We start from the raw sequence: 23,216 nt of genomic DNA, 5'->3' as shown, positions 1-23,216 counted from the left end.
TGGATTACCGCCTGCGCGGGAATGACGTCGATTGAGGAGTCAACCATTTCAGACGGCCTTTAGGCGGATATTTCTGATTTTTGCAAAGGTCTCGGGCTACAAACCCAGCAGCCAGGTATCGTTTCCGACTTCGGCCAAATCCTCCAAACGGTTTTCGTAATGCGCAAAAATGTGCTCGATAATTTCGTCTTCGTTATCAATGATTTGAATCAGCTCCAGATCAGCTGCGGCAATCAGGCCGCGCTTGAGCAGGACATCGCCGACCCACTCAATCAGCCCCGACCAAAATTCCCTGCCGACCAGAATAATCGGACGGCTGGGCGTTTTACCCGTCTGCACCAGCGTCAGGCTTTCAAACAATTCGTCGAGCGTACCGAAGCCGCCAGGCATCACCACATACGCCACCGCGTGTTTGACAAACATCACTTTGCGCGGGAAAAAATGCTGGAATTTCACCGACAAATCCTGATACGGATTGGCCTTCTGCTCGTGCGGCAGCACAATATTCAGCCCCACCGCAGGACTTCTGCCCGCGAAGGCGCCCTTGTTTGCCGCTTCCATAATCCCCGGTCCGCCGCCGGAAATCACCGAAAATCCTGCATCGGAGAGTTTGCGCGCCAAGCGTTCGGTAAAGGCGTAATCTTCGTGCGTCTCGGGAATGCGCGCGCTGCCGTAGATACTGACCGCCGGCTGGATTGCCCGCAACTCTTCGCCCGCTTCGACAAATTCGGAAATAATCTTCAAAACATGATACGACTCCCGCGCCTGAATTTCGCGGCGGGTTTCATCGGGCAGCATGGGCTGCGGCATTTTTTTGTGCAGGCTCATCGGGGTTCCTTTTTTAAATAATTCGGCGATTGTAGCCGATTTTAATTGAAAAGGCCGTCTGAAAACTTCATTGCTTGCTGAAGTTTTCAGACGGCCTTTTACGGCGGCAGACTATTTTTTCGGTTGGGTTTGGAACGCATCGGGATGTTTTTTAAAATAATCCGTCGCCAAAAATCCGCCGCCGATAATGATCATCAGCGCAACAGCCAATGCCACCATTGCCCAGATAAATTTATCCGAATCCATCGCCGTATCCTTTCACATTCTAAAGGCCGTCTGAAATCCGGATACCCAGTACACCGGAATTTTCAGACGGCCTTTGCCGGTTTCATCAATCCTTGCGCCCGATTTGGGAAACGTCGCGCACAGCGCCTTTGTCGGCGGAGGTCGCCATCAGACCGTAGGCGCGCAGTGCTTGGGAAACGTAGCGGTCGCGGTTGACCGGCTGCCACGCTTTGACGCCGCGGCTTTCCATTTCGGCACGGCGTGCGGCCAGCTCTTCATCGGAAATTTTCAGGTTGATGCTGCGGTTGGGGATGTCGATTTCGATGGTGTCGCCTTCATGCACAAGACCGATTGCGCCACCCTCCGCCGCCTCTGGCGAAGCATGACCGATAGACAGACCCGAAGTGCCGCCTGAAAAACGTCCGTCGGTCAGCAAGGCGCAAGCTTTGCCCAAACCTTTTGATTTCAAATAGGAAGTCGGATACAGCATTTCCTGCATGCCCGGGCCGCCTTTAGGGCCTTCGTAGCGGATAATCACGATGTCGCCCTCCACGATTTGGTTCGCCAAAATGCCTTCAACCGCCGCGTCTTGGCTTTCAAACACGCGCGCGCGGCCGGTGAATTTGAGGATGCTGTCGTCCACGCCGGCGGTTTTCACCACGCAGCCCCGCTCGGCGATGTTGCCGAACAACACCGCCAAGCCACCATCTTGCGAATAAGCGTGTTCGACGCTGCGGATACAGCCTTTTTCGCGGTCGAGGTCAAGCGTTTTCCACATGCGGTTTTGCGAAAACGCCTGTGTCGTGCGTACGCCGCCGGGCGCGGCTTTGAAACGTTCGATGGCGACGGTGTTTTCGGGGTTGGTCACGTCCCATTGTTTGATAGCGTCTCCCAAAGTCGGCGCGTGGATGGTGTGCACATCGGTGTGCAGTTTGCCCGCTTTTTCCAACTCTTTCAGGATGGCGAAAATGCCGCCGGCACGGTGCACGTCTTCCATGTAGTAGTCGTGGTTGTTCGGCGCGGTTTTGCAGATACACGGCACGACGCGGCTCAGGCGGTCGATGTCGGCCATTTTGAAATCCACGCCCGCTTCGTTGGCCACGGCCAACAGGTGCAGAATGGTGTTGGTGCTGCCGCCCATGGCGATGTCCATGGTCATGGCGTTTTCAAACGCTTTTTTGGTGGCGATGCTGCGCGGCAAAACGGTTTCGTCGTTCTGTTCGTAGTAGCGGCGGGTGATGTCCACAATCATGCGGCCGGCTTCGAGGAACAGCTCTTTGCGCCCCGCGTGTGTGGCTAAATAAGAGCCGTTGCCCGGCAGCGACAAGCCCAGTGCTTCGGTCAGGCAGTTCATCGAATTGGCGGTGAACATACCCGAGCAGGAGCCGCAGGTGGGGCAGGCGTTTTGCTCGACTTCGTTGATTTGCGCGTCGGAAACATTGTCGTCCGCCGCTTCGATCATCGCGTCGATTAAGTCCAAGCGGCGGCCGTCGGCGATGTTGATGGCGCCGACCACTTTGCCCGCTTCCATCGGCCCGCCGGAGACGAAAATCGTGGGAATGTTCAGGCGCATGGCGGCCATCAGCATTCCCGGCGTAATTTTGTCGCAGTTGGAGATGCACACCAGCGCGTCGGCGCAATGAGCATTCACCATGTATTCGATGGAATCGGCAATCAAATCGCGGCTGGGCAGGGAGTACAGCATGCCGCTGTGGCCCATGGCGATGCCGTCGTCCACGGCGATGGTGTTGAATTCTTTGGCAATCGCGCCGGCTTTTTCAATTTCGCGGGCAACGAGCTGACCCATATTGTGCAAATGGACATGACCCGGTACGAATTGGGTGAACGAGTTGGCGATGGCGATAATCGGCTTGCCGAAATCGGAATCGGCCACGCCGGTGGCGCGCCACAATGCGCGCGCACCCGCCATGTTACGGCCGTGGGTGGAGGTTTTGGAGCGGTAGTCGGGCATTTTTTATGTTCCTTATATAACAGATGATGCCGTCTGGAAATCCGCAAACTTTCAGACGGCCTGTGAATCATGGGTTTGGCTGCCATTTTATACCAATTTGCGCAGCGATTGTTGACAATAAAAGATGTGTTTGCTTCTACTGCATTTACATCCATAAACCATAATCTGCGCAACAGGCAGGAGTGCACAAAATTTATACGATGCAGACGTTTTTTAACCTATAATCCAAACGCAACCTTTCAACAACCAAACGGAGAATCCAATGAAAACACGCTATACCGCCCTCGCCGCCTGTCTGGCCGCCCTTGCTCTGACTGCCTGCGGCAGCACATCGTCGGGAAACGTCCCGCAAACCGCTTCTGCCGCCCCGGCCACTGATTCCGGCGCGTGCCGCCTGCTGGCCAACAATGAAGGCAAGGGCAAAAACATGGTTTACCGCTGCAACGTCAGCCGCGTTCTGGCTACGCCCGACGCCCGCGCCGCACTCGACAGCAATATCCCCGTCAGCTTCGGCGCAGGCGGCAAATACCGTACCAACGCTTCCGCCCGTTCGTTCGGCCGCGACGAAGCCGCAAGCTGCGAACGCGCCGTTGTCAATGCTGTTAACAATCTGCAAGTCCGCGTTAAAAAAGACGGCGGCAAACGCCTGACCAACGTCGAAAGCTATGCCGCTCAAAACAACGGCCGTTTCGACCGCAACCGTATGCTGCCCGCCGGAGAGGCCGACTGCATCGTCGCCACGTTCCAAACCCGCGTCGTGATGCGCGGCAGCGTGCGTTAAGCGCAGGCCGTCTGAAAAAAAACACCGCAAATCTGCGGTGTTTTTTTTCAGACGGCCTTTTTCAAACGGTACAGCGACGTCACTTCCCTGCCCCGCGCAAACGCCAGCGGGTCGTTTTCGTCCGCTGCTTTCGCGTGTTTCGGCCGGGTTTGCAACACTTCGGCAATTTCCAAAGAGGCCGTCTGAAAACATTGAGGCAGAAAATCCTGTTCGCGCAAATGCAGGTGTTCGGCCAAGTCGGACATCACCAGCCAGACTTCTCCGCCGTCGTTTAAATGCGCTGCCGCACCGTTTAAAAAGCCTTCCAGCATACGGCTTTCGGGATCGTAAAGCGCAGCTTCGACGGCGGACGACGGCTTGGCGGGCAGCCACGGCGGATTGCAGACGATCAAATCGGCGCAGCCGGCAGGGAACAAATCGGTTTTCTCGATGACGATATTGTCCAAATCCAAGCGGCAGAAGTTGGCACAGGCGCAGGCAACAGCGCGGGGGTTGGTATCGGTGGCGGTGATTTTCGGAACGCCGTGTTTCGCCAGCAGTGCGGCGATGATGCCCGATCCGGTACCGATGTCGAAGGCCGTCTGAAATTTACTACCTGCCAGCGCCGCCGCAATCAAATCCAAATATTCCCCGCGCAAAGGCGAAAATACGCCGAACGGCACATGAATCCGGCCGCCGAGCGCGGGGATTTCCACTCCTTTTTTGTGCCATTCGTGCGCACCGATAAAGCCGAGCAACTGATTGAGCGGCAACAGAAACGGCGCATCGTTCGGCTTGCCGTACACATCGGCCAGCGCGGCTTTCACATCGGGCGCGCGCGGAATGTCCAGCGTAAAGCCCGCGCCGATTTCCACCGCCAGCATGTTCAAAATCCGGCTCTGTTGCGCCTGCTTCATGCGGTGGGCGTGAAAGGCCGTCTGAATGTTTCGACTGCGCTCGGCAACAGCATCGCCGCCTCCTGCCCTTTTCTTTTCAGACGGCCTTTTCACGCGTTTTTTCATTGCCGCGAGCACCTGCTTGGCGTTGTGGAAATCGCCCGTCCAAACCGTTGCCGTATGCTCATAAGCGGCTTTCAGGATTTTGTCGGCATTGGCCTCAGCCGGATAAACCGCCGCTTTCGGCGGTTTTTGCGTACTTTCGTTGCGCCATTCGATGTCGGTGCGGCCGGTAGGAATCAGATTAGACATTTCACAACCCGAATATTCAGACAGCCGCCAGTTTACCCTATTTCAAACGGCCTGCGGCGTATTCTGTGTTTCCTCCTCTTCAAGCAGACAGACAATTTGTCTAAAAAATAAAAGGTCGTCTGAAAAATTTCCGTAAAAAATCAAAAAACCGTTGCCTGTTTGTCCAATCTGCGTATAATCGGCAGCAAGAGACATCCTCTTCCCGATTTGTTTTAGACAAAGGAACACCATGCAATTAGACATCGCCCGTTTGGTTGCCTATTTCGGCGGCGTCAACGCGCTGGCCGAAGCCCTGAAGCAGCGAGATCCTGAAAACGCCGCTTCCACCGCCGCGATTTACAAGTGGCGTACGCGAGGTTCGCTGCCGCTGGCGCAACTGCAAAAATTAACCACCCTAGCGGAAGCGCAAGGCAGACCATTGGATTTAAACGCTTTTATACAAAAACAACCCAGTTTGGAGAAAAACGAAATGACACAAACCAACCGCGTAATTATTTTCGACACCACCCTGCGCGACGGCGAGCAGTCGCCCGGCGCCGCCATGACCAAAGAGGAAAAAATCCGCATCGCCCGCCAGCTTGAAAAAATGGGCGTGGACGTTATCGAAGCAGGCTTCGCTGCTGCCAGCCCAGGCGATTTTGACGCGGTTCATGCCATCGCCAAAATCATCACCAAATCAACCGTCTGCTCGCTCTCGCGCGCCATCGAGCGCGACATCCGCCAAGCCGGCGAAGCCGTTGCGCCCGCGCCAAAAAAACGCATCCATACCTTTATCGCCACCAGCCCCATCCATATGGAACACAAGCTGAAGATGAAACCCAAACAAGTCGTCGAAGCCGCCGTCAAAGCCGTGAAAATCGCGCGCGAATATACCGACGACGTCGAATTTTCCTGCGAAGACGCGCTGCGCAGCGAAATCGGCTTTCTCGCCGAAATCTGCGGCGCGGTCATCGAAGCCGGCGCGACCACCATCAACATTCCCGACACCGTCGGCTATTCCGTTCCCCACAAAACCGAAGAATTTTTCCGCGAACTCATCGCCAAAACGCCCAACAGCGGCAAAGTCATCTGGTCGGCACACTGCCACAACGACTTAGGTCTGGCCGTTGCCAACTCGCTGGCCGCATTGAAAGGCGGAGCGCGCCAAGTGGAATGCACCATCAACGGCTTGGGCGAGCGTGCGGGCAACGCCTCCGCCGAAGAAATCGTCATGGCCTTGAAGGTTCGCCGTGACCTGTTCGGCCTCGAAACCGGCATCGACACCACCCAAATCGTGCCCGCCTCGAAACTCGTTTCCACCATTACCGGCTACCCCGTCCAGCCCAACAAAGCCGTGGTCGGCGCCAACGCCTTCGCCCACGAGTCGGGCATCCACCAAGACGGCGTGTTGAAACACCGCGAAACCTACGAAATCATGTCGGCCGAATCCGTCGGCTGGGCCACCAACCGCCTCAGCCTCGGCAAACTCTCCGGCCGCAACGCCTTCAAAACCAAACTTCAGGAGCTGGGCATCGAACTCGACAGCGAAGAAGCGCTCAACGCCGCGTTTGCCCGCTTCAAAGAATTGGCCGACAAAAAACGCGAAATCTTCGACGAAGACCTGCATGCCCTCGTTTCCGACGAAATGAACGTTGCCCAGGAACACTACAAATTCGTTTCGCAGAAAATCACCACCGAAACGGGCGAACTGCCGCTTGCCGAAATCGTCTTCAACGCCGGCGGCACCGAACACCGCGCCACCGCCCACGGTTCCGGCCCCGTCGATGCGATTTTCAAAGCTATCGAATCCGTCGCCCAAAGCGGCGCCGCCCTCCAGCTTTATTCCGTCAACGCCATCACGCAGGGCACGGAAAGCCAGGGTGAAACCAGCGTCCGCCTGCAACGCGGCGACCGCGTGGTCAACGGTCAGGGCGCAGACACCGACGTCCTTGTCGCCACCGCCAAAGCCTACCTCTCTGCCTTGAGCAAACTGGAATTCGGCCAAGCCAAACAGAAAGCGCAAGGCAGCGGTACGATCTAAGTGACTGTTTGAAAACCGCTTAAACAAATACTGAGGCCGTCTGAAAAGTTGGAATGCTTTTCAGACGGCCTGAAGTTTTTTCTTCCCGGCAAAAATCCAAAATAACCCGCAGGCCGTCTGAAACACATTCCGCCGATTGCCCGAATGTTCCGCCTGTGATATTTTCACGGCATTCCCTATTCCCCGTCTTTTCTATGAAACCCGCCGTTCTCATCGTTGATCTGGAAGTCAATCCGCAAACCGGTACCGTATTCAAACTCGGTGCCTACCGCCCCGATTTGGATCAGGGTTTCGAGAGCGGTCTGTTGCGCAGCCACAGGGATTTTCAGACGGCCTTAAATGCCATCGGGCATCTGACCGACGGTGCGGAATACCTGATGGGGCACAATATTCTGGCGCACGATTTGCGCTATCTCACCGAAGCCGCCCCCGAGCTGCCGTGGCTTGCGCTGACTGTTATCGACACGCTGCGTCTCTCGCCGCTGGCGTTTCCGCAAAATCCCTACCACCGCCTGATTAAAAACCACAAAATCGTCTCTTCCGCTGCCAATTCGCCCGAAGCCGACTGCCGCGCCGCGTGGCGGCTGTTTCAAGACCAATGCGCCGCATTCGGCAGACTGCGTATGGAAAAGCCCGACGTATTTGCCGTGTATTGCGGCCTGTACGGTGCGCTGCCCTATGCGCTTTCAGACGGCCTGATGGTGCTGCCCCGACTGCCGTCTGAAAAAACCGATCCGAAAACGCTGATTCCGAAGATTTGGGATATGGTTCATGACGATGCGGAACAAGGCCGTCTGAAAGTCTGCCGCACGCGCTTTAAAAAGCTGATGCAGGAAGACGTGTACCAAACCGCCCTCCATCCCGCGCTGGCCTACGCCCTCTCTTGGCTGACCGTATCCGGCGGCAATTCGGTCTTGGCACCGTGGGTGCGCCACCAGTTTCCCGACACAGCGCGCCTGATCGACGAAATGCGCGACCGCGACTGCGGCGATGCACAATGCCGCTACTGCGCCGATACGCTCAATCCGCGCGCGCAGCTTGCCCGCTATTTTCCCGGAATGGACGGATTCCGCGCCGTCAAAGGTTTTGAGGGCGGGCAGGAAGCTGTTGTCAAAGCGGGAATGAACGGCGGACACGTTTTGGCGGTACTGCCCACGGGCGGCGGCAAATCGCTCTGCTACCAGCTTCCCGCGCTCAACCGCTACCACCGCAACGGCGGTCTGACCATCGTCGTTTCGCCTTTGCAGTCGCTGATGAAAGACCAGGCCGACGGCTTGAAAAAGCGCGGGGTTAGCTGCGCTGCCGCGCTCAACGGCATGCTTTCGGTTACGGAGCGCGCCGATGTTTTGGACAAGATTTCACTGGGCGACATCGGCATTCTGTTTGTTGCGCCCGAGCAGTTCCGCAACGCAGGCTTCATCAAAGCCATCTCGCAGCGCCAAATCAACGGCTGGGTTTTCGACGAGGCGCACTGCCTGTCCAAATGGGGGCACGACTTCCGCCCCGACTACCTCTACGCCGCCAAATTCATCAAAAACCATTATGCCAAACACCCCGACCTCGCCCCCGCACCCATAAGCTGTTTCACCGCCACCGCCAAACCCGACGTTCTGCAGGAAATCACCGGGCATTTCCGCGAAGAATTAGGCATCGAATTCAAACAGTTTATCGGCGACAACCGCCGCGAAAACCTGAGCTATGAAGTATTGGAAGTTTCAGACGGCCTGAAAAACGAACGCATCCACGCGCTGCTTTCACGCGAACTTGCGTATCAGACGGGCGGCGCGGTGGTGTTTGTGGCGCGGCGCAAAAGTGCGGAAGCCTACGCGGATTTCCTCAAGCAGAAAGGCTGGGCGTGTGCGCATTTCCATGCGGGGCTGGAGCCGAACGAAAAAGCGGAAGTGCAGGAACACTTCATCAACGGCAACCTGCGCGTCATCGTCGCCACCAACGCTTTCGGCATGGGCGTGGACAAACCCGACGTGCGGCTGGTGATACACGCCGAAATCACGGGTTCGCTGGAAAACTACCTTCAGGAAGCGGGGCGGGCGGGGCGCGACCAGAAAGACGCCCGCTGCGTTTTGCTGTTCGACCGCGAAGACGTCGATACCCAGTTCGGCATCAGCCGCCGCTCGCAGCTTGAATTGCGCGATTTGAAAACAGTCTGGAAAAAGCTCGGCTTTCTCAACGCCAAAATCCGCGCCGCAGACGGCGAAACCGACCCCGCACTGGTTATCACGGGCAGCGAAATCCTGCGCGACAGCGAAGACTTTATGAGTTTCGACCGCGACGACCGCCAATCGGACACCAAAGTCAAAACCGCGCTGGCCTGGCTGGAACGCTCCGGCCTGCTCGAGCGCACGGAAAACCAAACCAAAATCTTCCCCGCCCGTTCAGGCCGTCTGAATTTGGAACAGGCGCTGGCAAAAATCGAAAAAGCCGGTTTGGGCGAACGCAAAAAAGCGCTGTTTCAAAACATCGTCGAGACTGTTTACGCCGCCAAAGACGACGAAATCCTGAGCACCGACGAATTGGCCGATTCGACGGGCTGTTCGTTTGCCGAGCTGCGCGGCTTTCTGAAAGATTTGGAAGAGTTGGGCATTCTCGACAACGATACCCGCCTGACCGTCAACCTGCGCACCGACCATCTCAGGCCGTCTGAAAAACAGCTCGCGCAAAACGCCGTCTGCGAAGAAGCGCTTTGGAAACTGCTGAAAGAGGAAATCCCCGACGCCGACCGCGGCATCTGGCAAAACCTTTCGCTGACCGCCGTCTGCCGCCGGCTCGCCGGCACTGCGCCTGATAAAGTTCCGGCCGACTGGAAAACGCTGGTTTACGCGCTGGCCGACGACAAGGCCGCCGACAGGGAGCAGAGCGGCGGCAATCTGGAAATACGCGATGCGGGCAATGATGTGTTGCGGCTGCGCTTCAAATACGGCAGCGGCACTTGGGAACAAATCCTCAACGATGCGGCTCAGCGGCGCAATGTTTGTGCTGTTATTTTGGCGCATCTGGTGGAAAAAGCCGGCGGCGTGCGCAATAAAGACGTGCAGGTGGAAACGGGGTTTAAGAATTTGACCGCACTGATTGCCGCCGACTTGGCGCTGGCCGCGCAAATTCCGGAAAAACGCCGCGAAATCCTTATCCGCCAGTCGCTGCTGTTTATGCACAAGCTGAAAATCATCCGTCTCAACCACGGCATGACCATATTGCGCCACGCCATGACGGTCAGGCTCAATCCCGCTGCGTTGGCGGAAAAACGCCAGTATGTGCAGGCCGATTTCCAGCCGCTCAAAGTGTTTTACGGCGGGAAAAAGTTCCAAATCCACGTCATGCAGGAATATGCCCTGCGCGCGTTGAAAAGCCTGGAAACTGGCTTGACGCTGGTGCACGACTATTTCAACAGCAGCGAGAAAGACTTTAAAAACAAATGGTTCAAAGGCCGTTTTCCCGAGCTTGAAGAAGAAGTGTCGGGCGGTACGCTGAAAAAGATTACAGACGGCCTCAATGCGCAGCAGAAAGCCGTCGTAACCGACAAAAGCGGGCGCAACCGTTTGGTTTTGGCCGGACCGGGTTCGGGCAAAACGCGTGTCATCGTCCACCGCGCCGCTTATCTGCTGCGTGTGCAGCACGCCGATCCTGCTTCCGTGATTATTCTGGCGTTCAACCGGCTGGCCGCACAGGAAATCAAACGCCGCCTGTTTGCGCTGGTGGGCAGACAGGCGGCGGCGGTAACTGTGTTGACCTACGACGGCATGGCAATGCGGATTTTGGGCGTTCGCTTTGAAGACATCCGCAAAGACGACGGCAGCGACGGGGAAAACCGTTTCAAACAATGGTGCCGACAAGCCGCCCGACTGCTTTCAGACGGCCTCGGTGCCGACGGCGAAGACAGCGCCCGCGACCGCATTCTGGCAGGTTTCCGCTATATTCTGGTGGACGAATACCAAGACATTACCGCCGAACACTACGCCCTCGTTTCCGCCCTGGCCGGCCGCCGTGCGGACGAAGACGACAAACTGACCATTCTGGCGGTCGGCGACGACGACCAGAATATTTATTCCTTCAACGGCACCAGCAACGAATACATCCACCGCTTCCGTGCCGACTACGGCGTAGAAACGCCCGACTACCTGACCCTCAACTACCGCAGCACGCAACACATCGTCAGCGCCGCCAACCGCTTGATCGGCGGCATGGAAAGCCGTCTGAAAACCCTGCATCCGATTGCCGTCAACCCCGAACGGCAGGCCGAAGCCAACGGCGGCAGATGGGCAGAGATTGACCGCGAACGGCAGGGGCGCGTGCGCATTATCCGCCTGAACCCGTCCGCCTGCCGCGCCAATGTCCAAGCGCAGGCCGTTATCGCCGAAATCGCACGGCTGCGGCAGATTGAAGACATTCCGTTTCGCGACATCGCCGTTTTGAGCCGCGAAAACGCCGCACTCAAACCGCTTCAGGCATGGTGCGAACGCGACGGCATTCCCTACTTTCTCGCCAAAGACCGCGAAAACGGCATCCGCCTGCGACAAACGCGCGAATTTGTGCGTCTGGCCGACGAAATCTGCCGACACAACAAAGAGCGGACAACGGCGGAATTTACCGCCCTGCTCAATCGTCAGGACGTCTGCGCCACATGGCGGGATTTCCTGAAGCTGATGTCCGCCGATTTCGCGCGCGAATACCCGATGCCGTCTGAAAACCAAGCCGAAGCCCGCCGCCATCCGGCAGCCTTTCTCAAAAACTGGCTGTACGACTACGTCGGCAACCGCAGCGAAAACCGTTCAGACGGCCTGTTCCTCGGCACGGCGCACTCGGCCAAAGGTTTGGAGTTCAAACACGTCTTCATCTTAGACGACCAATGGGCAAAATATTGGCACGGCGACACCGATGCCGAACGGCGGCTGTATTACGTTGCCATGACCCGCGCCGTCGAAACGCTGACCCTGATCGGCCAAACGCCGCACCACCGCTTTATCGAAACCATGCCGTCTGAAAGCGAAACCGTCACGCAACAGTTTGCCCCGCTTGCCGCGTTGGACACCGAATACCGCGTTTTGACGCCCGAAGAATTGGATTTGGGCTTTGCCGTGCGCTGCCCCGCCGACCGACCGCCGACGCGCCAAACCGTCATGCCGCGCCTGCTTGCCCTCAGCCGTCTGAAAACGGACGACCCGCTGCAATGGCGGCGGCTGGAAGACGGGCGTTACGAATTTCTTTCAGACGGCATCCCCGTCGCCCGCACCTCAAGGAAAGCCCGGCTGCCCGAACTTTCAGACGGCTGCCGCGCCAGCGCCGCCGCATTTTTCGTCCGCTACCGCGCGCAGGAAGATGAAACCTTCGCCGCCCGTTATCCCGCCGAAGTGGAAAAATGGACGGTCGTCATGCCGCGGCTGGTTATCCATGCAGACAAAGATGCAAACGGGAAATGATTCAGGCCGTCTGAAAAGTCGGAATGCTTTTCAGACGGCCTGAATCATTTCCCGTTTACGCCCTTCCCTCATATAGTGAAATAAAATAAGAAAGATACAAGGCGGCAAGGCGCAGACAACACGGTTAGTACGGGACAGATGAACTTGGCGCTTCGGCGCCTTAGTGAATCGTCTTCTTTGAGCCCGGCTGCAGCCAACGAAGTAGATTTTTTATTTTAATTCACTATACTGCGGAAACAGCGCGCGGAACACCCAGTCTATCCGCTGATGGACGGCTTCGTCGGTCAGCAGGTCGGGAATTTTGCTGCGGATGTCGTCCGACAAAATACCGAACGCTTCATAGCGCGAGTTCATAATCATCGGCGTGAACACCGCACCTTGCAGAAAATCGTATTCGTTCAGCAGTTCGACATCGGAAACTTCCTGACTGCCGTGGCAGTTGCGCATGATTTCCATCAGCCCGAGCGCCATTAATCCGTTTTGGAATTTCAATGCCTTGCGGATAATGACAACGCCTGCGGCGCTGTCGAGCAGCATTCTGTGTATCCACGGCAGGTTGCTGCGGATGCTGACGGCCAGCCGCCAGATGATTTGGCGCAGACGTTCGATTTCGGAAAGGTGGGGCGAAAAATCAAACGATACCCGCCCGAGCGCGCGTTCGCGGTATTCGAATAAAACGGCTTTGACAAAAGCGTCTTTGTCGGCAAAGGCGCTGCGGAAGTCGTCTGCACCGGCGTTGATATGGCCGGCAACGGCTTCTTCGGAAAGGCCGTGGTAGCCGCAATGGGGATAGAGCTGGATGCCTGCGGAAACGAACTGCGCGGTTTTGGCGTTTTTCATGATTTTCTCCTTGCTTCCCTGATTTGGTTTTTTTGAAAATATACGCCGCCCGATAATGACAGGCAACCGCTATCAGCCCGATTAAACATGTTTTTATAGTGAATTAAAAAAAGAAATCTACAACGTTGGCTGCGGCTGAGCTCAAAGAGAACGATTCACTAAGGCGCTGAAGCGCCAAGTTCATCTCTGTCCCGTACTACCTATACTGTCTTCGGCTTGCCGCCTTGCATCTTTCTTTTTTAATTCACTATACCCCATATCTATATCCGCAAAAAGGCCGTCTGAAAACTCGGTTACTGAGCGTAGTCGAAGTATTCAGACGGCCTTTGTTTGATAAGTTCGGATTAGAACGAAACGTAAGACGCAGGATTAACCGGTTTGCCGTTTTGGCGGACTTCAAAGTGAAGCTGGGTACGGCTGGCGTCACTGTTGCCCATTTTGGCGATGGTCTGGCCGCGTTTCACGGTTTGGCCTTCGTTGACCAGCAGGCTTTGGTTGTGGCCGTAGGCGGTCAGGAAGGTTTTGTTGTGTTGGATGATGACGAGGTTGCCGTAACCGCGCAAGCCCGAACCTGCGTAAACGACTTTCCCGTCGGCTGCGGCGACAACGGGTTGACCGGGTTGGCCGACGATGTCCACGCCTTTGCTGCTGCCGCCGAAGTTGGTGACGACTTTACCTGCGGTCGGGCGCATCAGGCTGATACCGGAAGCGCTTGGGGCAGGCGCGGCACTTGAGACTTTGGGCGCGGGGGTGTAGGTTGACGCGGGTTTGCCGGCCGGTGCGGAAACGGCAGGCGCAGATGCGCTTGATGCGGGCGCGCTGTAACCGGCGGGTTTCACGCGCAGGGTTTGGCCGACGCTGATGGTGTTGTCGGCCATGTTGTTCCATGCGCGCAGGTTGTCTTGGGTGATGTTGTAGCGTTTGGAAATGTTGTAAACGGTATCGCCGCGCACGACGGTATGGGTAGCGGCGTTGATGTCGACGGGCGCGTTAGACGGAATGTATGCGCCGCCTGACGATGCGGACGCAGACTGCGCGGGCGGGGGGGTATAGGGGGTTTCGGCATTGCCGGCCGCATTCGGGTTGTAGGGTTCGGCGCCGTAGGGGTTGCTTGCAGAAGTCGAGCCTGAGGCGTTGCCTGCGGTCACGGGAGCAGGCTGCTGGCTGGCACACGCGGCCAACATCAGGGCCAAGACTGCGGGTACGGCATGGAATGCGGTTTTTTTCAACATATTGATGACCTTCTGTGTATGGGTTTATTTATACCGAGGCGTATCATAAATCAAAATACGCCCTGTTCTCAAGCCTTAACGGCGTTAGCGTCTGTTAACATTTCAATATTAACCAAACAGAATAATACGGGTCTGTGAGGCCGTCTGAAAAGGTTTGCAGCGGTTTTCAGACGGCCTTTTGCCAAAATGCGCCGACGGCTTCGGTTTCGTCATAAGCGGTCAGATCGATTTGCAGCGGGGTGACGGTGATGAAGCCGGCTTCGCATTCGCCGAAATCCGTGCCCTCTTCGCGGTCGGAAACGGCGCCGACGGGGCCTATCCAGAATATCGGCTCGCCGCGCGGGTTGTGCATGGGCACGACGCTTTGGGTGTGGTGGCGCCGCCCCAGCCGCGTGATTTTGATGCCTTGAATGTCGTCGGGTGCTACGGCGGGAATGTTGATGTTCCACAAAACGGGTTTTTGCGGCGGATTTTTCAGAAGATGCGACAACAGCAGCCAGGCGGCTTTTTCGGCAGTTTCCCAAAAGCGGCCGCTGTGGTCGTTGAGCGAAACGGCAACGGCGGGGATGCCCATCAGATAGGCTTCGGTGGCGGCGGCGACGGTGCCCGAATAGAGGGTGTCGTCGCCCATATTGGCGCCGTTGTTGATGCCGGAAAGTACCAAATCGGGTTTGAAATCCGGCAGGGCGTGCAGACCGATGTGGATGCAGTCGGTGGGCGTGCCGTTGACGTAGTAAAAGCCGTTTTCCGCCTGACGGATGTGCAGCGGGCGGTCGAGTGTGAGCGAATTGCTGACGCCGCTGCGGTCGCGTTCGGGCGCCACCACGCGCACATTGGCAAATTCCGCCGCAACCCGCGCCAAAACGGCGATGCCTTGCGCAAGATAACCGTCGTCGTTGCAGATAAGGATGTTCACCGGCTTGCTCCTGTTGTTTGCTTGGATGGGAATTTTTCAGACGGCCTTTTCTGCATTGATGCCGTCTGAAAAACTCTGCAACGATACTGCATCCGCCACTCCGCCGCAACCGCTGCGGCTGCGGCACAAGGCAGCATGGTTCTTTTTTTCAGACGGCCTTTCTTCATTAAACCCCTCAATCAATCGGCGGGGTATAACGCCCCTCGGCAATCGCGTCTTTAATCCGCGCTGCTTCGGCGACAACCTGCGCAAGCAGGTTTTTTACGTCGTCTAAGGTGGCGACGGGGCTGAGCAGGGTCATTTTCAGAGATTGAACCTTGCCGACTTTGGTTACGCCGATGTTGGCCTCGCCGCGGGCGAAGAGTTCGTCGGCGGCGTTTTGGTTGAGGCTGTCAAGGCCGGCTTCGGGATAGCCTGCGGGCTTGACGCGGAAGAGTACGCTGGCGAACTGCGGTTCGACCAATAATTCCAAGCTGTCGGTCGCTTTGATGTAGCCGGCGGCTTGGCGGGCGAGCGTGATGCCGTGGTCTATCATCGAGCCGTAACGGGTTTCGCCCAGCGCTTCGATGGTCAGCCAGAGTTTCAGCGCGTCGAAGCGGCGGGTGGTTTGCAGCGATTTGGAAACGAGGTTGGGTACGCCGTGTTCTTCGTCATAGGCGGAATTGAGGTATTCGGCTTCGTAGTGTATGAAGCGGTAGTTTGCCTCGTCTTTGAGCAGAAACGCGCCGCAGGAGATGCTTTGGAAATAGTGTTTGTGGAAATCCAGCGTAACCGAATCGGTCAGCCCGATGCCGTCGAGCAGGTGGCGGTATTGTTTGGACAGCAACAACGCGCCGCCCCATGCGGCATCCAAATGCAGCCATGCGCCGCAGCGGTCGGCGAGCGCGCGGATTTCGCGCAGCGGGTCGATGGCGCCTGCGTCGGTCGTGCCGGCTGTGGCGACGATGCAGGCGACGATTTTGCCTTGCGCGGCCAAGTCGTTCAGTGTTTTTTCCAGTGCGGCAACGTCCATCTGCGCGTTTTGGTTACACGGCACGGTCACGACGGATTGGAAACCCATGCCCATCATCGCCATATTTTTCTGCACGGAAAAATGCGCGTTTTCAGAGCAGACGACTTTCACTTTCTGCAAGGCGTCGGCGGGAATACCATCGCGCTGCACCGACCATTCGAGGCCGTCTGAATTTTTCCAATGCTTGGCGATACAGGCGTCGCGCGCGAGCAGAACCCCCATCAGGTTGGACTGCGTGCCGCCCGAGGTGAATACGCCCGCGCTGCCTTTGCCGTAGCCGGTTTTTTGGCGCAGCCAGTCTATCATCTGCACTTCCATCAGCGAGCCGGCGGGGCTTTGGTCCCAAGAATCCATCGACTGGTTGGTCGCGTTAATCAACACTTCCGCCGCCTGCGAAGCGACCATCGTCGGGCAGTGCAGGTGCGCCAGCGAATGCGGGTGGTGCACTTTCAGGCTGTTGGCGAGGAACAGATCGACCAGCCGCGTTAAGGCCGTCTGAAGCCCCATGCCGTTTTCAGACGGCATGAAGGCGATTTTGGCGCGCAAATCCTTAATGCTGCCGCCGGTGTACATTTTTTCGCTGCGCAGCCAATCGGAAACAGCTTTCACCGCGCTGTCCATCGCCGCCTGATAATCGGCGACCGACTGCACATCATTGCAGAGCAGCGCGCGTTTGTGTTCGGGAAAATCAACCATATCAGCCCCTTACCGTTTTCAGCGCATCGGCTACGGATAAGCGGAAGCGTTTGATAAATTCCGCGCACTCGTCTTCCGTAATAATCAGCGGCGCGAGGATACGCACGACGGTGCCGTTGCGGCCGCCGCGCTCCAGCAATAATTTATTGGAGAAACAGGCTTTTTGGATTTCCGCCGCCAACACGGCATCGGCCGGCAGAGAACCCATGCGGTCGGCGGGCAGGCGTTCATCGACGATTTCGATGCCGATCATCAGGCCGCGTCCGCGAACATTGCCGATGCAGGGGAATTCCTGCGCCAGTTTTTTCAATTCGGCTTGGATAAAGTCGCCGCGCGCTTTCGCATTGCCCGCCAAATCCTGTTCGCGCATCACGCGCAGCGAAGCGTAACCGGTCGCCATTGCCAACTGGTTGCCGCGGAAAGTGCCGGTATGGCCGGCAGGCTGCCAGGCGTCGAATTCTTTTTTGATCGCCAACACCGCCAGCGGCAGGCTGCCGCCGACCGCTTTCGACATAATCACGATGTCCGGCTCGATGCCGGAATGTTGGAAGGCAAACATTTTGCCCGAACGGCAGAAACCGGCCTGAACTTCGTCCACAATCATCAAAATGCCGTGGCGCGCGGTCACTTCGCGGATTTTTTTCAGCCACTCGGTCGGGCCGACAACCACGCCGCCCTCACCCTGAATCGCTTCCAAAATCACCGCCGCAGGTTTGACCACACCGCTTTCCACGTCTTCGATGAAGTTCTCAAAATAATAAGCCAACGCCTGCGCGCCCGCTTCGCCGCCTATACCCAGCGGGCAGCGGTATTCGTGCGGATACGGCAGAAACTGCACGCCCGGCATCAGATTCTGCACCGCGTTTTTCGCGCCCAGATTGCCCGTGAGCGCCAGCGCGCCCTGCGTCATGCCGTGGTAGCCACCGGAAAAACTGATGACGTTGCCGCGTCCGGTGAATGTTTTCGCCAGTTTGACCGCCGCTTCGGCCGCATCCGCTCCGGTCGGGCCGGTAAATTGCAGGCGGTAGTTTTCTTTGCCGCCCGGAAAATGCGCCAGCAGCGCTTCGGAAAACGCGTCTTTCAAAGGCGTGGTAATGTCCAGCGTATGCAGAGGCAGACCGCTGGCCAGCGCATCCTGAACCGCTTTGATGATTTCGGGGTGGTTGTGCCCCAAAGCCAGCGTACCCGCGCCGGCGAGGCAGTCGAGATAATCATTGCCCTCGACGTCGGTAATCCAGCAGCCTTGCGCCTTGGCAATCGCCAAAGGCAGCTTGCGCGGATAACTGCGCACGTTGGACTCCATCTCGTTCTGACGGGTCAGGTAATGTTCGTTTGTTGCTTGGGGAATGGGATGAAAAGGTGTAACGCTCATATCGGATTACCATCTCTGATAAGGGTTATGGCTGCGAAACCTGCTGCCTTGTCTGGCGACAGCGTTCACAACCTGAGCCGCTTAAGAAGAAAATGCAGCTCTTGAAGAACAGGCTTCGGGCGGAATCCGAAGCCCCCACAATGGGTGTTAACAGCAAAAAAACTGCACACCCCATGCAGTACGCGGTCTTAGAAAAGAAAGAACGCCCGGAATCGGCTGGCGACCCGTAGCGTACTGGCAAGTGGCGCGGATTTTACACTTTTTTCGGGAAAAGGGAAGCCTTTTTTAAGTATTTACTCGGAAATTCTATTTAAAACCAAATTGATAATATATTTATATTTTATTTAATAAAAACAATTTCCTAAAATATTTTGTTTTAAGAATCCAAATCAACCATAGTTGGATAGGTCTTACCGCTCTTCGCTGTGCGTCTTTGTACAGGAGAGTTATATTGCGTGCGTTGAAGATTTGGCGTTGCGTTGGTTGTAACATATTGTCCACCCGGGCCATTCGTTTTTAACGACTTATCAAAATTAAGTCATGTAGGAATTTCTTAGCTGTATTCACAGCAAGTGGTTAGAATGAACTTCCCGGCAAGCAGCCCGTAGTACGGTTAGCCGCCCCAAGCGGCGTAACCGTACGGACGCTTTTTTCAGACGGCATCTTTCACTCCGGATCATCCGTAAATGCATGTGCGTTAAAAATCGGTATAAACGCAAACAAATACAACACAAAAACCGTTGCCAGCAATAAAGCCGGAATGGCGGTCAACAACCACCCAGGAGCGTATTTCACCCACACCGTCCGCGTTAATGCGCTCAAAAACAGGCAGGGCACGGCAATGCGGCAGAGCCGTGGGTAGTTGAGTTTGGTAAAGCCGCTGTGCCACAGGCCTGCGGTCAGCCACACCATCATCACGCCGCCGAATATTGCACCGAGGGTAATCAGGTGCGGCGGTGTGCCGACGGCTTGACCTGTCAATTTGGCGAACCCGATCCGCAGATAGCCTGCCGCGCCGAGAAGTTGCAGCCAGTAGCAAGTGCGGACGTAGTGTTTGCGCAGAAGTTCATGATGGTGCAGCTCGCGCAGTTTCGCCAGTAAAACCAAGCCGACGGCCAGAGCGGCAAATGCGGCGGTCTGCAGCGGCAGCCAGAGTTCGGCGGCGGCGTAGAGCAGCAGAAAGGTGATGGCGATGTTTTTATAAACCATATTCGGGATGAACACCGGATCTTTCAGACGGCATTCTTTCAAGGCTTCGTTACCCAAGAAAATGCTGACGCGGAACGAAACGAACATCACCGCCGCCATATTCAGATGCACCTGCGCCCTGAGCAGGTTCAAGTCATTAGTGTACGCATATGCCGTCTGAAAAACGGTGAACGCGGCGAGCAGCATCAGCAGCGCACCCAATAGAAAAGCGGTGTTTTTCAGGCTGCCTTGATAACCCGTCCACTCCAGCATCGCCGCCATCAGAAATCCGCCGTAAGCGGCAGGCAGCATGAATTCGAGAAAAATCTGCCGGTGCAGGATAATAGCGTTTGGGCTGGCGAAAAAACTCAAAGCCGCCACCGCCGCCAGCAGCGCGGACGCGGTGAAAAACGGGCGCATCGGGTGGGTAAAAAAGGGCTGCCGTTTATTCATAATAATGAATCCCTTAGAATTCTTCCGCCACCACCCGCTCTTCAAACGCCGAATCGTGCGCCGAGAGTTTTTCAGACAGGCATAGCGTGCTCTGCACCGTCATGCCTTTGGGCGAAAGCAGCATGATTTCATGGCTGAGCCTTGCCGCCTCGAAGCGGTCGTGCGTAACCAGCATACACGCAAGCCCCTCGTTTTCGATTTTTTCCGTCAGCATCGCCGCCAGAATATCGAGCAAATCGCGGTCGAGTCCGACAAAGGGTTCGTCAAGCAAAGCCAAATCACAGCCGCACAACAGCAGCCGCAGAAACGCTACCCGTTTTGCCATGCCACCGGAGAGCTCGGGCGGATATTTGTGCAAATCGCCCTCACCCAACCCTACTTTCGCCACCAGAGCGGTTGCCACGCTTCAATCTGGTTTATCCATAAAAATCAAAATATTGTCTATCACCATCAGATTTTCCGGCAGGCGGTTTTCCTGAAACAGAAAACCCGTTTTGCGAAAACCGTTTCTGATTCTGCCCGATTTCGGCGTTTCCAAACCCGCAACCAAGCGCAACACCGTCGTCTTGCCGCAACCGCTCGGGCCGAACAGCGTTTTCACCTCGCCATCGCGCAAACCCATGCTGAAATCGCGCACAATCGGGTCGCGCAGAATTTCAAAACGGATGTGTTCCAACTCCAGCATCATCGTCTCCACGGCATCAGCAAAATTTCCAAAGGCTTGGTAACCAGATATTCAAACAGCGACACAAACGCAATCACCAGCACCACATAAGCCATCACGGTGGACGTTTCCAGCATCGCCCGCGCATCCGCAACCCGCACCCCCTCGCCCTCGCTCGCCCCCAAAAGCTCCGCCATCCATAATCACCACCTTCACGCCCATCTCCACCGCCACGCCGATGCTGGAAACCACATAACCCGTCAGGTGCGGCACATACAGATAGCGGATTTTTTCAGACGGCCTAATTTATACGCGTCAAACAACTCCTCATTCTGTTTGCTCACGCTCATCATCCCCATCGCCGCACTGGCAAAAGTTAACGGCGCAACCAAAATAATCACCGTAAACAACACGCTCGGATTGCCGAAGCCGAACCAAAACAGTGCCATCACCACCCAAATAATCGGCGGCATCGCCAGCAAAACCGTAACCAAGGGCTTGAGCAGAGCCATCGCCGTTTTAAAACTGCCCGCCACCAGCCCCGCCGCCAAACCCGCTACCAGCGCAATCGAAATCCCCACCACCGCCCGCCACAGCGACACGCCGATTTCGTTCGCCCGAAACTGCCCGAGCAACTCCCATGCCTGTCTGAAAACCGCCGACGGCGCGGGCAGCATAAATTCGCCGAACACCACGCTGCCTCACGCCCACAGCGCAACCAACATCGCCGCCACGCCCAAGCTGGCAAAGCCACTCCAAGATAATCTAAAATATAAACTGCGGGTTGGAGCTTGCGGATTTTGTCGGTTTTAATCATGGTTTGCTTGTTTATGTTTTATGCCGTCTGACATATTCCGGTGCGCACGGCGCACCCTGTAGGTACGGTTAGCGCGGCTTTTTTGCGCGTAACCCGTACGCAGCCCCGCACAAGATGCCGTCTGAAAAAAGCGTCCGTACGGTTACGCCGCTTGAGGCAGCTAACCGTACGGACGCTTTTTTCAGACGGCATCTTTTATTCCCCAAAATTCAAACCAAAAAGAAGCCTTCGTCGGGCAGTTTGCCGCCCAATAATTTCGGGTTGAACTGCATCAGGATTTCATAAATTCATCAGCTCCGCTTTTACTTCACTTCCCTTTTCCACGGTCAAATTCGCGTACGGCAGGCTTTGCACGATGGCAGGCTCAGGGGCCGGCAGGTAGTTTTTGCCGATTTTCGCCGCACTTTGCGGATTGGCGCGAATCCATGCCAGCGCGTTTTTCAAGTCTTGGTGGAAGATTTCAAACTTGGCTTTGTTGGCGTTGAAAAAAATCCACGTTCGTGATAATGCCTGCCTGCGGAATCATCGGTTTGGTTTGAAAGGCTTGGGCGAACATTTTGGTCATGTCGAAACCGCGCACCACGTTCACGCCCATGGTTTTGCCGCGCAGGATGGTTGCGCTACCCATCGGTTTGGGCACGATGATGGCATCAAAATCTTTGCCCAAAAACAATCCGACAGCTTCGGCGGAAGTGGTGGCGTAAGACACGGAAATTTTACGGATGTCGATGCCGAGCTTTTTCAGCATCGCTTGAAACACGATATCCGGCATATCGTTTTTAAACGGAATCAGCACTTTTTTGCCGACCAAATCGCGCGGATGGGCGATGGCTTTGTTTTTGCTCAAAAGCTACACGATGCCGTTGGTGAGGATGTTGACCATGCCGACTTTCTGCCCTTGGTTGCGCAGGTTTACGCCGACGTTGTTCGGGCTCATCATTATTTTAAACTGTCCGCTCGCCACACCTGCGCGGATCTGGTCGGGCGAACGCCAGATTTTTAGCGATACATTATCTTGTTTCGCCAATTTACCTTGCAACGCTGCAACAGCAATGGTCATGCTCGGCAGTGCCGGCGCGCCGTAAATGGTAAACGCTTGTTTGTTTGCGGCAACTAATATTGATGCCGAAACAGCAGGCCGCGCCTGCGTTTTCTCTGGCAGATTTGAACGGCAAAACCGTCAGCAACCAAAACCTGCAGGGCAAAGTGACGTTTATCAATTTCTGGTTTCCGTCGTGCCCCGGCTGCGTGAGCGAAATGCCCAAAGTGATTAAGATGGCCAACGATTATCAGGGCAAGGATTTCCAGGTGCTCGGCATCGCGCAGCCGATTGATCCGCCCGAAAGCGTGCGCGAATATGTCCGCCAATACGGGCTGCCGTTTACCGTGATGTACGACACCGGCGGCGTTGCAGGCAAGGCGTTTGAAACCAAGGTTTACCCGACTTCCGTGCTGATCAATAAAAAAGGCGAAGTGCTGAAAACATTTGTCGGCGAACCGGACTTTACCGCGCTGTACCGCGAGATTGATTCGGAATTGGAAAAATAACCGCGCAGGCAAAACCGCCGACATTTCCGCCCT

At 56.2% G+C, this 23,216-nt stretch carries 14 protein-coding genes and 3 pseudogenes; 4 read left to right on the top strand and 13 right to left on the bottom strand.

Annotated features, from left to right (window positions below):
• Window positions 1-96: 96 nt before the first annotated feature.
• The 3 genes from BG910_RS10300 to ilvD form a co-directional block, all read right to left on the bottom strand.
• A complete protein-coding gene (locus tag BG910_RS10300) occupies window positions 97-828 on the bottom strand; it encodes an LOG family protein (RefSeq protein WP_089036757.1) in 732 nt (243 codons plus the stop codon).
• A 111-nt stretch (window positions 829-939) separates the two neighbouring features.
• Window positions 940-1,074 (bottom strand): hypothetical protein, encoded by a 135-nt coding sequence (locus BG910_RS13050; protein WP_267897787.1) that lies wholly within the window; start codon window positions 1,072-1,074, stop codon window positions 940-942.
• Between the two features lie 85 nt (window positions 1,075-1,159).
• Window positions 1,160-3,025 (bottom strand): dihydroxy-acid dehydratase, encoded by a 1,866-nt coding sequence (ilvD, locus tag BG910_RS10295; RefSeq protein ID WP_089036756.1) that lies wholly within the window; start codon window positions 3,023-3,025, stop codon window positions 1,160-1,162.
• A gap of 262 nt (window positions 3,026-3,287) precedes the next feature.
• On the opposite strand from ilvD, the gene BG910_RS10290 reads away from it, so the two are divergent.
• Window positions 3,288-3,806: a hypothetical protein gene (locus tag BG910_RS10290; protein WP_089036755.1), complete on the top strand. Its 519-nt coding sequence runs from the start codon at window positions 3,288-3,290 to the stop codon at window positions 3,804-3,806.
• A 47-nt stretch (window positions 3,807-3,853) separates the two neighbouring features.
• Here BG910_RS10290 and BG910_RS10285 read toward each other — a convergent pair whose 3' ends face one another.
• Entirely contained in the window at window positions 3,854-4,993 is a 1,140-nt protein-coding gene (locus BG910_RS10285; protein ID WP_089036754.1) for a methyltransferase, read from the bottom strand.
• A gap of 229 nt (window positions 4,994-5,222) precedes the next feature.
• Between BG910_RS10285 and BG910_RS10275 the strand changes: the two genes are divergently transcribed.
• Both BG910_RS10275 and BG910_RS10270 read left to right on the top strand, forming a co-directional pair.
• Window positions 5,223-7,013 carry a 2-isopropylmalate synthase gene (locus BG910_RS10275; protein WP_089036752.1) on the top strand — a complete coding sequence of 597 codons (1,791 nt, stop codon included), beginning with the start codon at window positions 5,223-5,225 and terminating at the stop codon, window positions 7,011-7,013.
• Between the two features lie 194 nt (window positions 7,014-7,207).
• Window positions 7,208-12,445 carry a RecQ family ATP-dependent DNA helicase gene (locus tag BG910_RS10270; protein ID WP_089036751.1) on the top strand — a complete coding sequence of 1,746 codons (5,238 nt, stop codon included), beginning with the start codon at window positions 7,208-7,210 and terminating at the stop codon, window positions 12,443-12,445.
• 210 nt (window positions 12,446-12,655) lie between these two features.
• Here BG910_RS10270 and BG910_RS10265 read toward each other — a convergent pair whose 3' ends face one another.
• The 9 genes and pseudogenes from BG910_RS10265 to BG910_RS10225 all read right to left on the bottom strand — a co-directional run bounded on the left by BG910_RS10265 (window position 12,656) and on the right by BG910_RS10225 (window position 22,797).
• The gene (locus tag BG910_RS10265; protein ID WP_089036750.1) at window positions 12,656-13,285 is read right to left on the bottom strand and encodes a hypothetical protein; all 630 of its coding nucleotides are present in this window, start codon (window positions 13,283-13,285) and stop codon (window positions 12,656-12,658) included.
• Window positions 13,286-13,629: 344 nt separating this feature from the next.
• The gene (locus BG910_RS10260) at window positions 13,630-14,517 is read right to left on the bottom strand and encodes a peptidoglycan DD-metalloendopeptidase family protein (protein WP_089036749.1); all 888 of its coding nucleotides are present in this window, start codon (window positions 14,515-14,517) and stop codon (window positions 13,630-13,632) included.
• A gap of 166 nt (window positions 14,518-14,683) precedes the next feature.
• The gene (gene surE, locus BG910_RS10255; RefSeq protein WP_089036748.1) at window positions 14,684-15,433 is read right to left on the bottom strand and encodes a 5'/3'-nucleotidase SurE; all 750 of its coding nucleotides are present in this window, start codon (window positions 15,431-15,433) and stop codon (window positions 14,684-14,686) included.
• Window positions 15,434-15,608: 175 nt separating this feature from the next.
• Window positions 15,609-17,141, bottom strand: a complete 1,533-nt coding sequence (locus BG910_RS10250; protein WP_089036747.1) for a pyridoxal phosphate-dependent decarboxylase family protein — start codon at window positions 17,139-17,141, stop codon at window positions 15,609-15,611.
• A 1-nt stretch (window position 17,142) separates the two neighbouring features.
• Window positions 17,143-18,513 (bottom strand): diaminobutyrate--2-oxoglutarate transaminase, encoded by a 1,371-nt coding sequence (locus tag BG910_RS10245; RefSeq protein ID WP_089036746.1) that lies wholly within the window; start codon window positions 18,511-18,513, stop codon window positions 17,143-17,145.
• A gap of 666 nt (window positions 18,514-19,179) precedes the next feature.
• Window positions 19,180-20,154 carry an NnrS family protein gene (locus tag BG910_RS10240; RefSeq protein ID WP_089036745.1) on the bottom strand — a complete coding sequence of 325 codons (975 nt, stop codon included), beginning with the start codon at window positions 20,152-20,154 and terminating at the stop codon, window positions 19,180-19,182.
• A 13-nt stretch (window positions 20,155-20,167) separates the two neighbouring features.
• Window positions 20,168-20,839 (bottom strand): annotated as a pseudogene (locus BG910_RS10235) (ATP-binding cassette domain-containing protein).
• Window positions 20,839-21,635, bottom strand: a pseudogene (locus BG910_RS10230) (ABC transporter permease). The pseudogenes BG910_RS10235 and BG910_RS10230 overlap by 1 nt, the downstream one beginning before the upstream one ends.
• A 209-nt stretch (window positions 21,636-21,844) precedes the next feature.
• Window positions 21,845-22,797 (bottom strand): annotated as a pseudogene (locus BG910_RS10225) (ABC transporter substrate-binding protein).
• Here BG910_RS10225 and BG910_RS10220 point away from each other — a divergent pair.
• A complete protein-coding gene (locus BG910_RS10220) occupies window positions 22,758-23,183 on the top strand; it encodes a peroxiredoxin family protein (RefSeq protein WP_089036744.1) in 426 nt (141 codons plus the stop codon). The pseudogene BG910_RS10225 and the gene BG910_RS10220 sit on opposite strands and share 40 nt — an antisense overlap.
• Window positions 23,184-23,216: the final 33 nt, after the last annotated feature.

Source organism: Neisseria chenwenguii (genome assembly GCF_002216145.1).
Classification (GTDB): domain Bacteria; phylum Pseudomonadota; class Gammaproteobacteria; order Burkholderiales; family Neisseriaceae; genus Neisseria; species Neisseria chenwenguii.
This window is presented reverse-complemented; position numbering and strand designations above follow the sequence as displayed.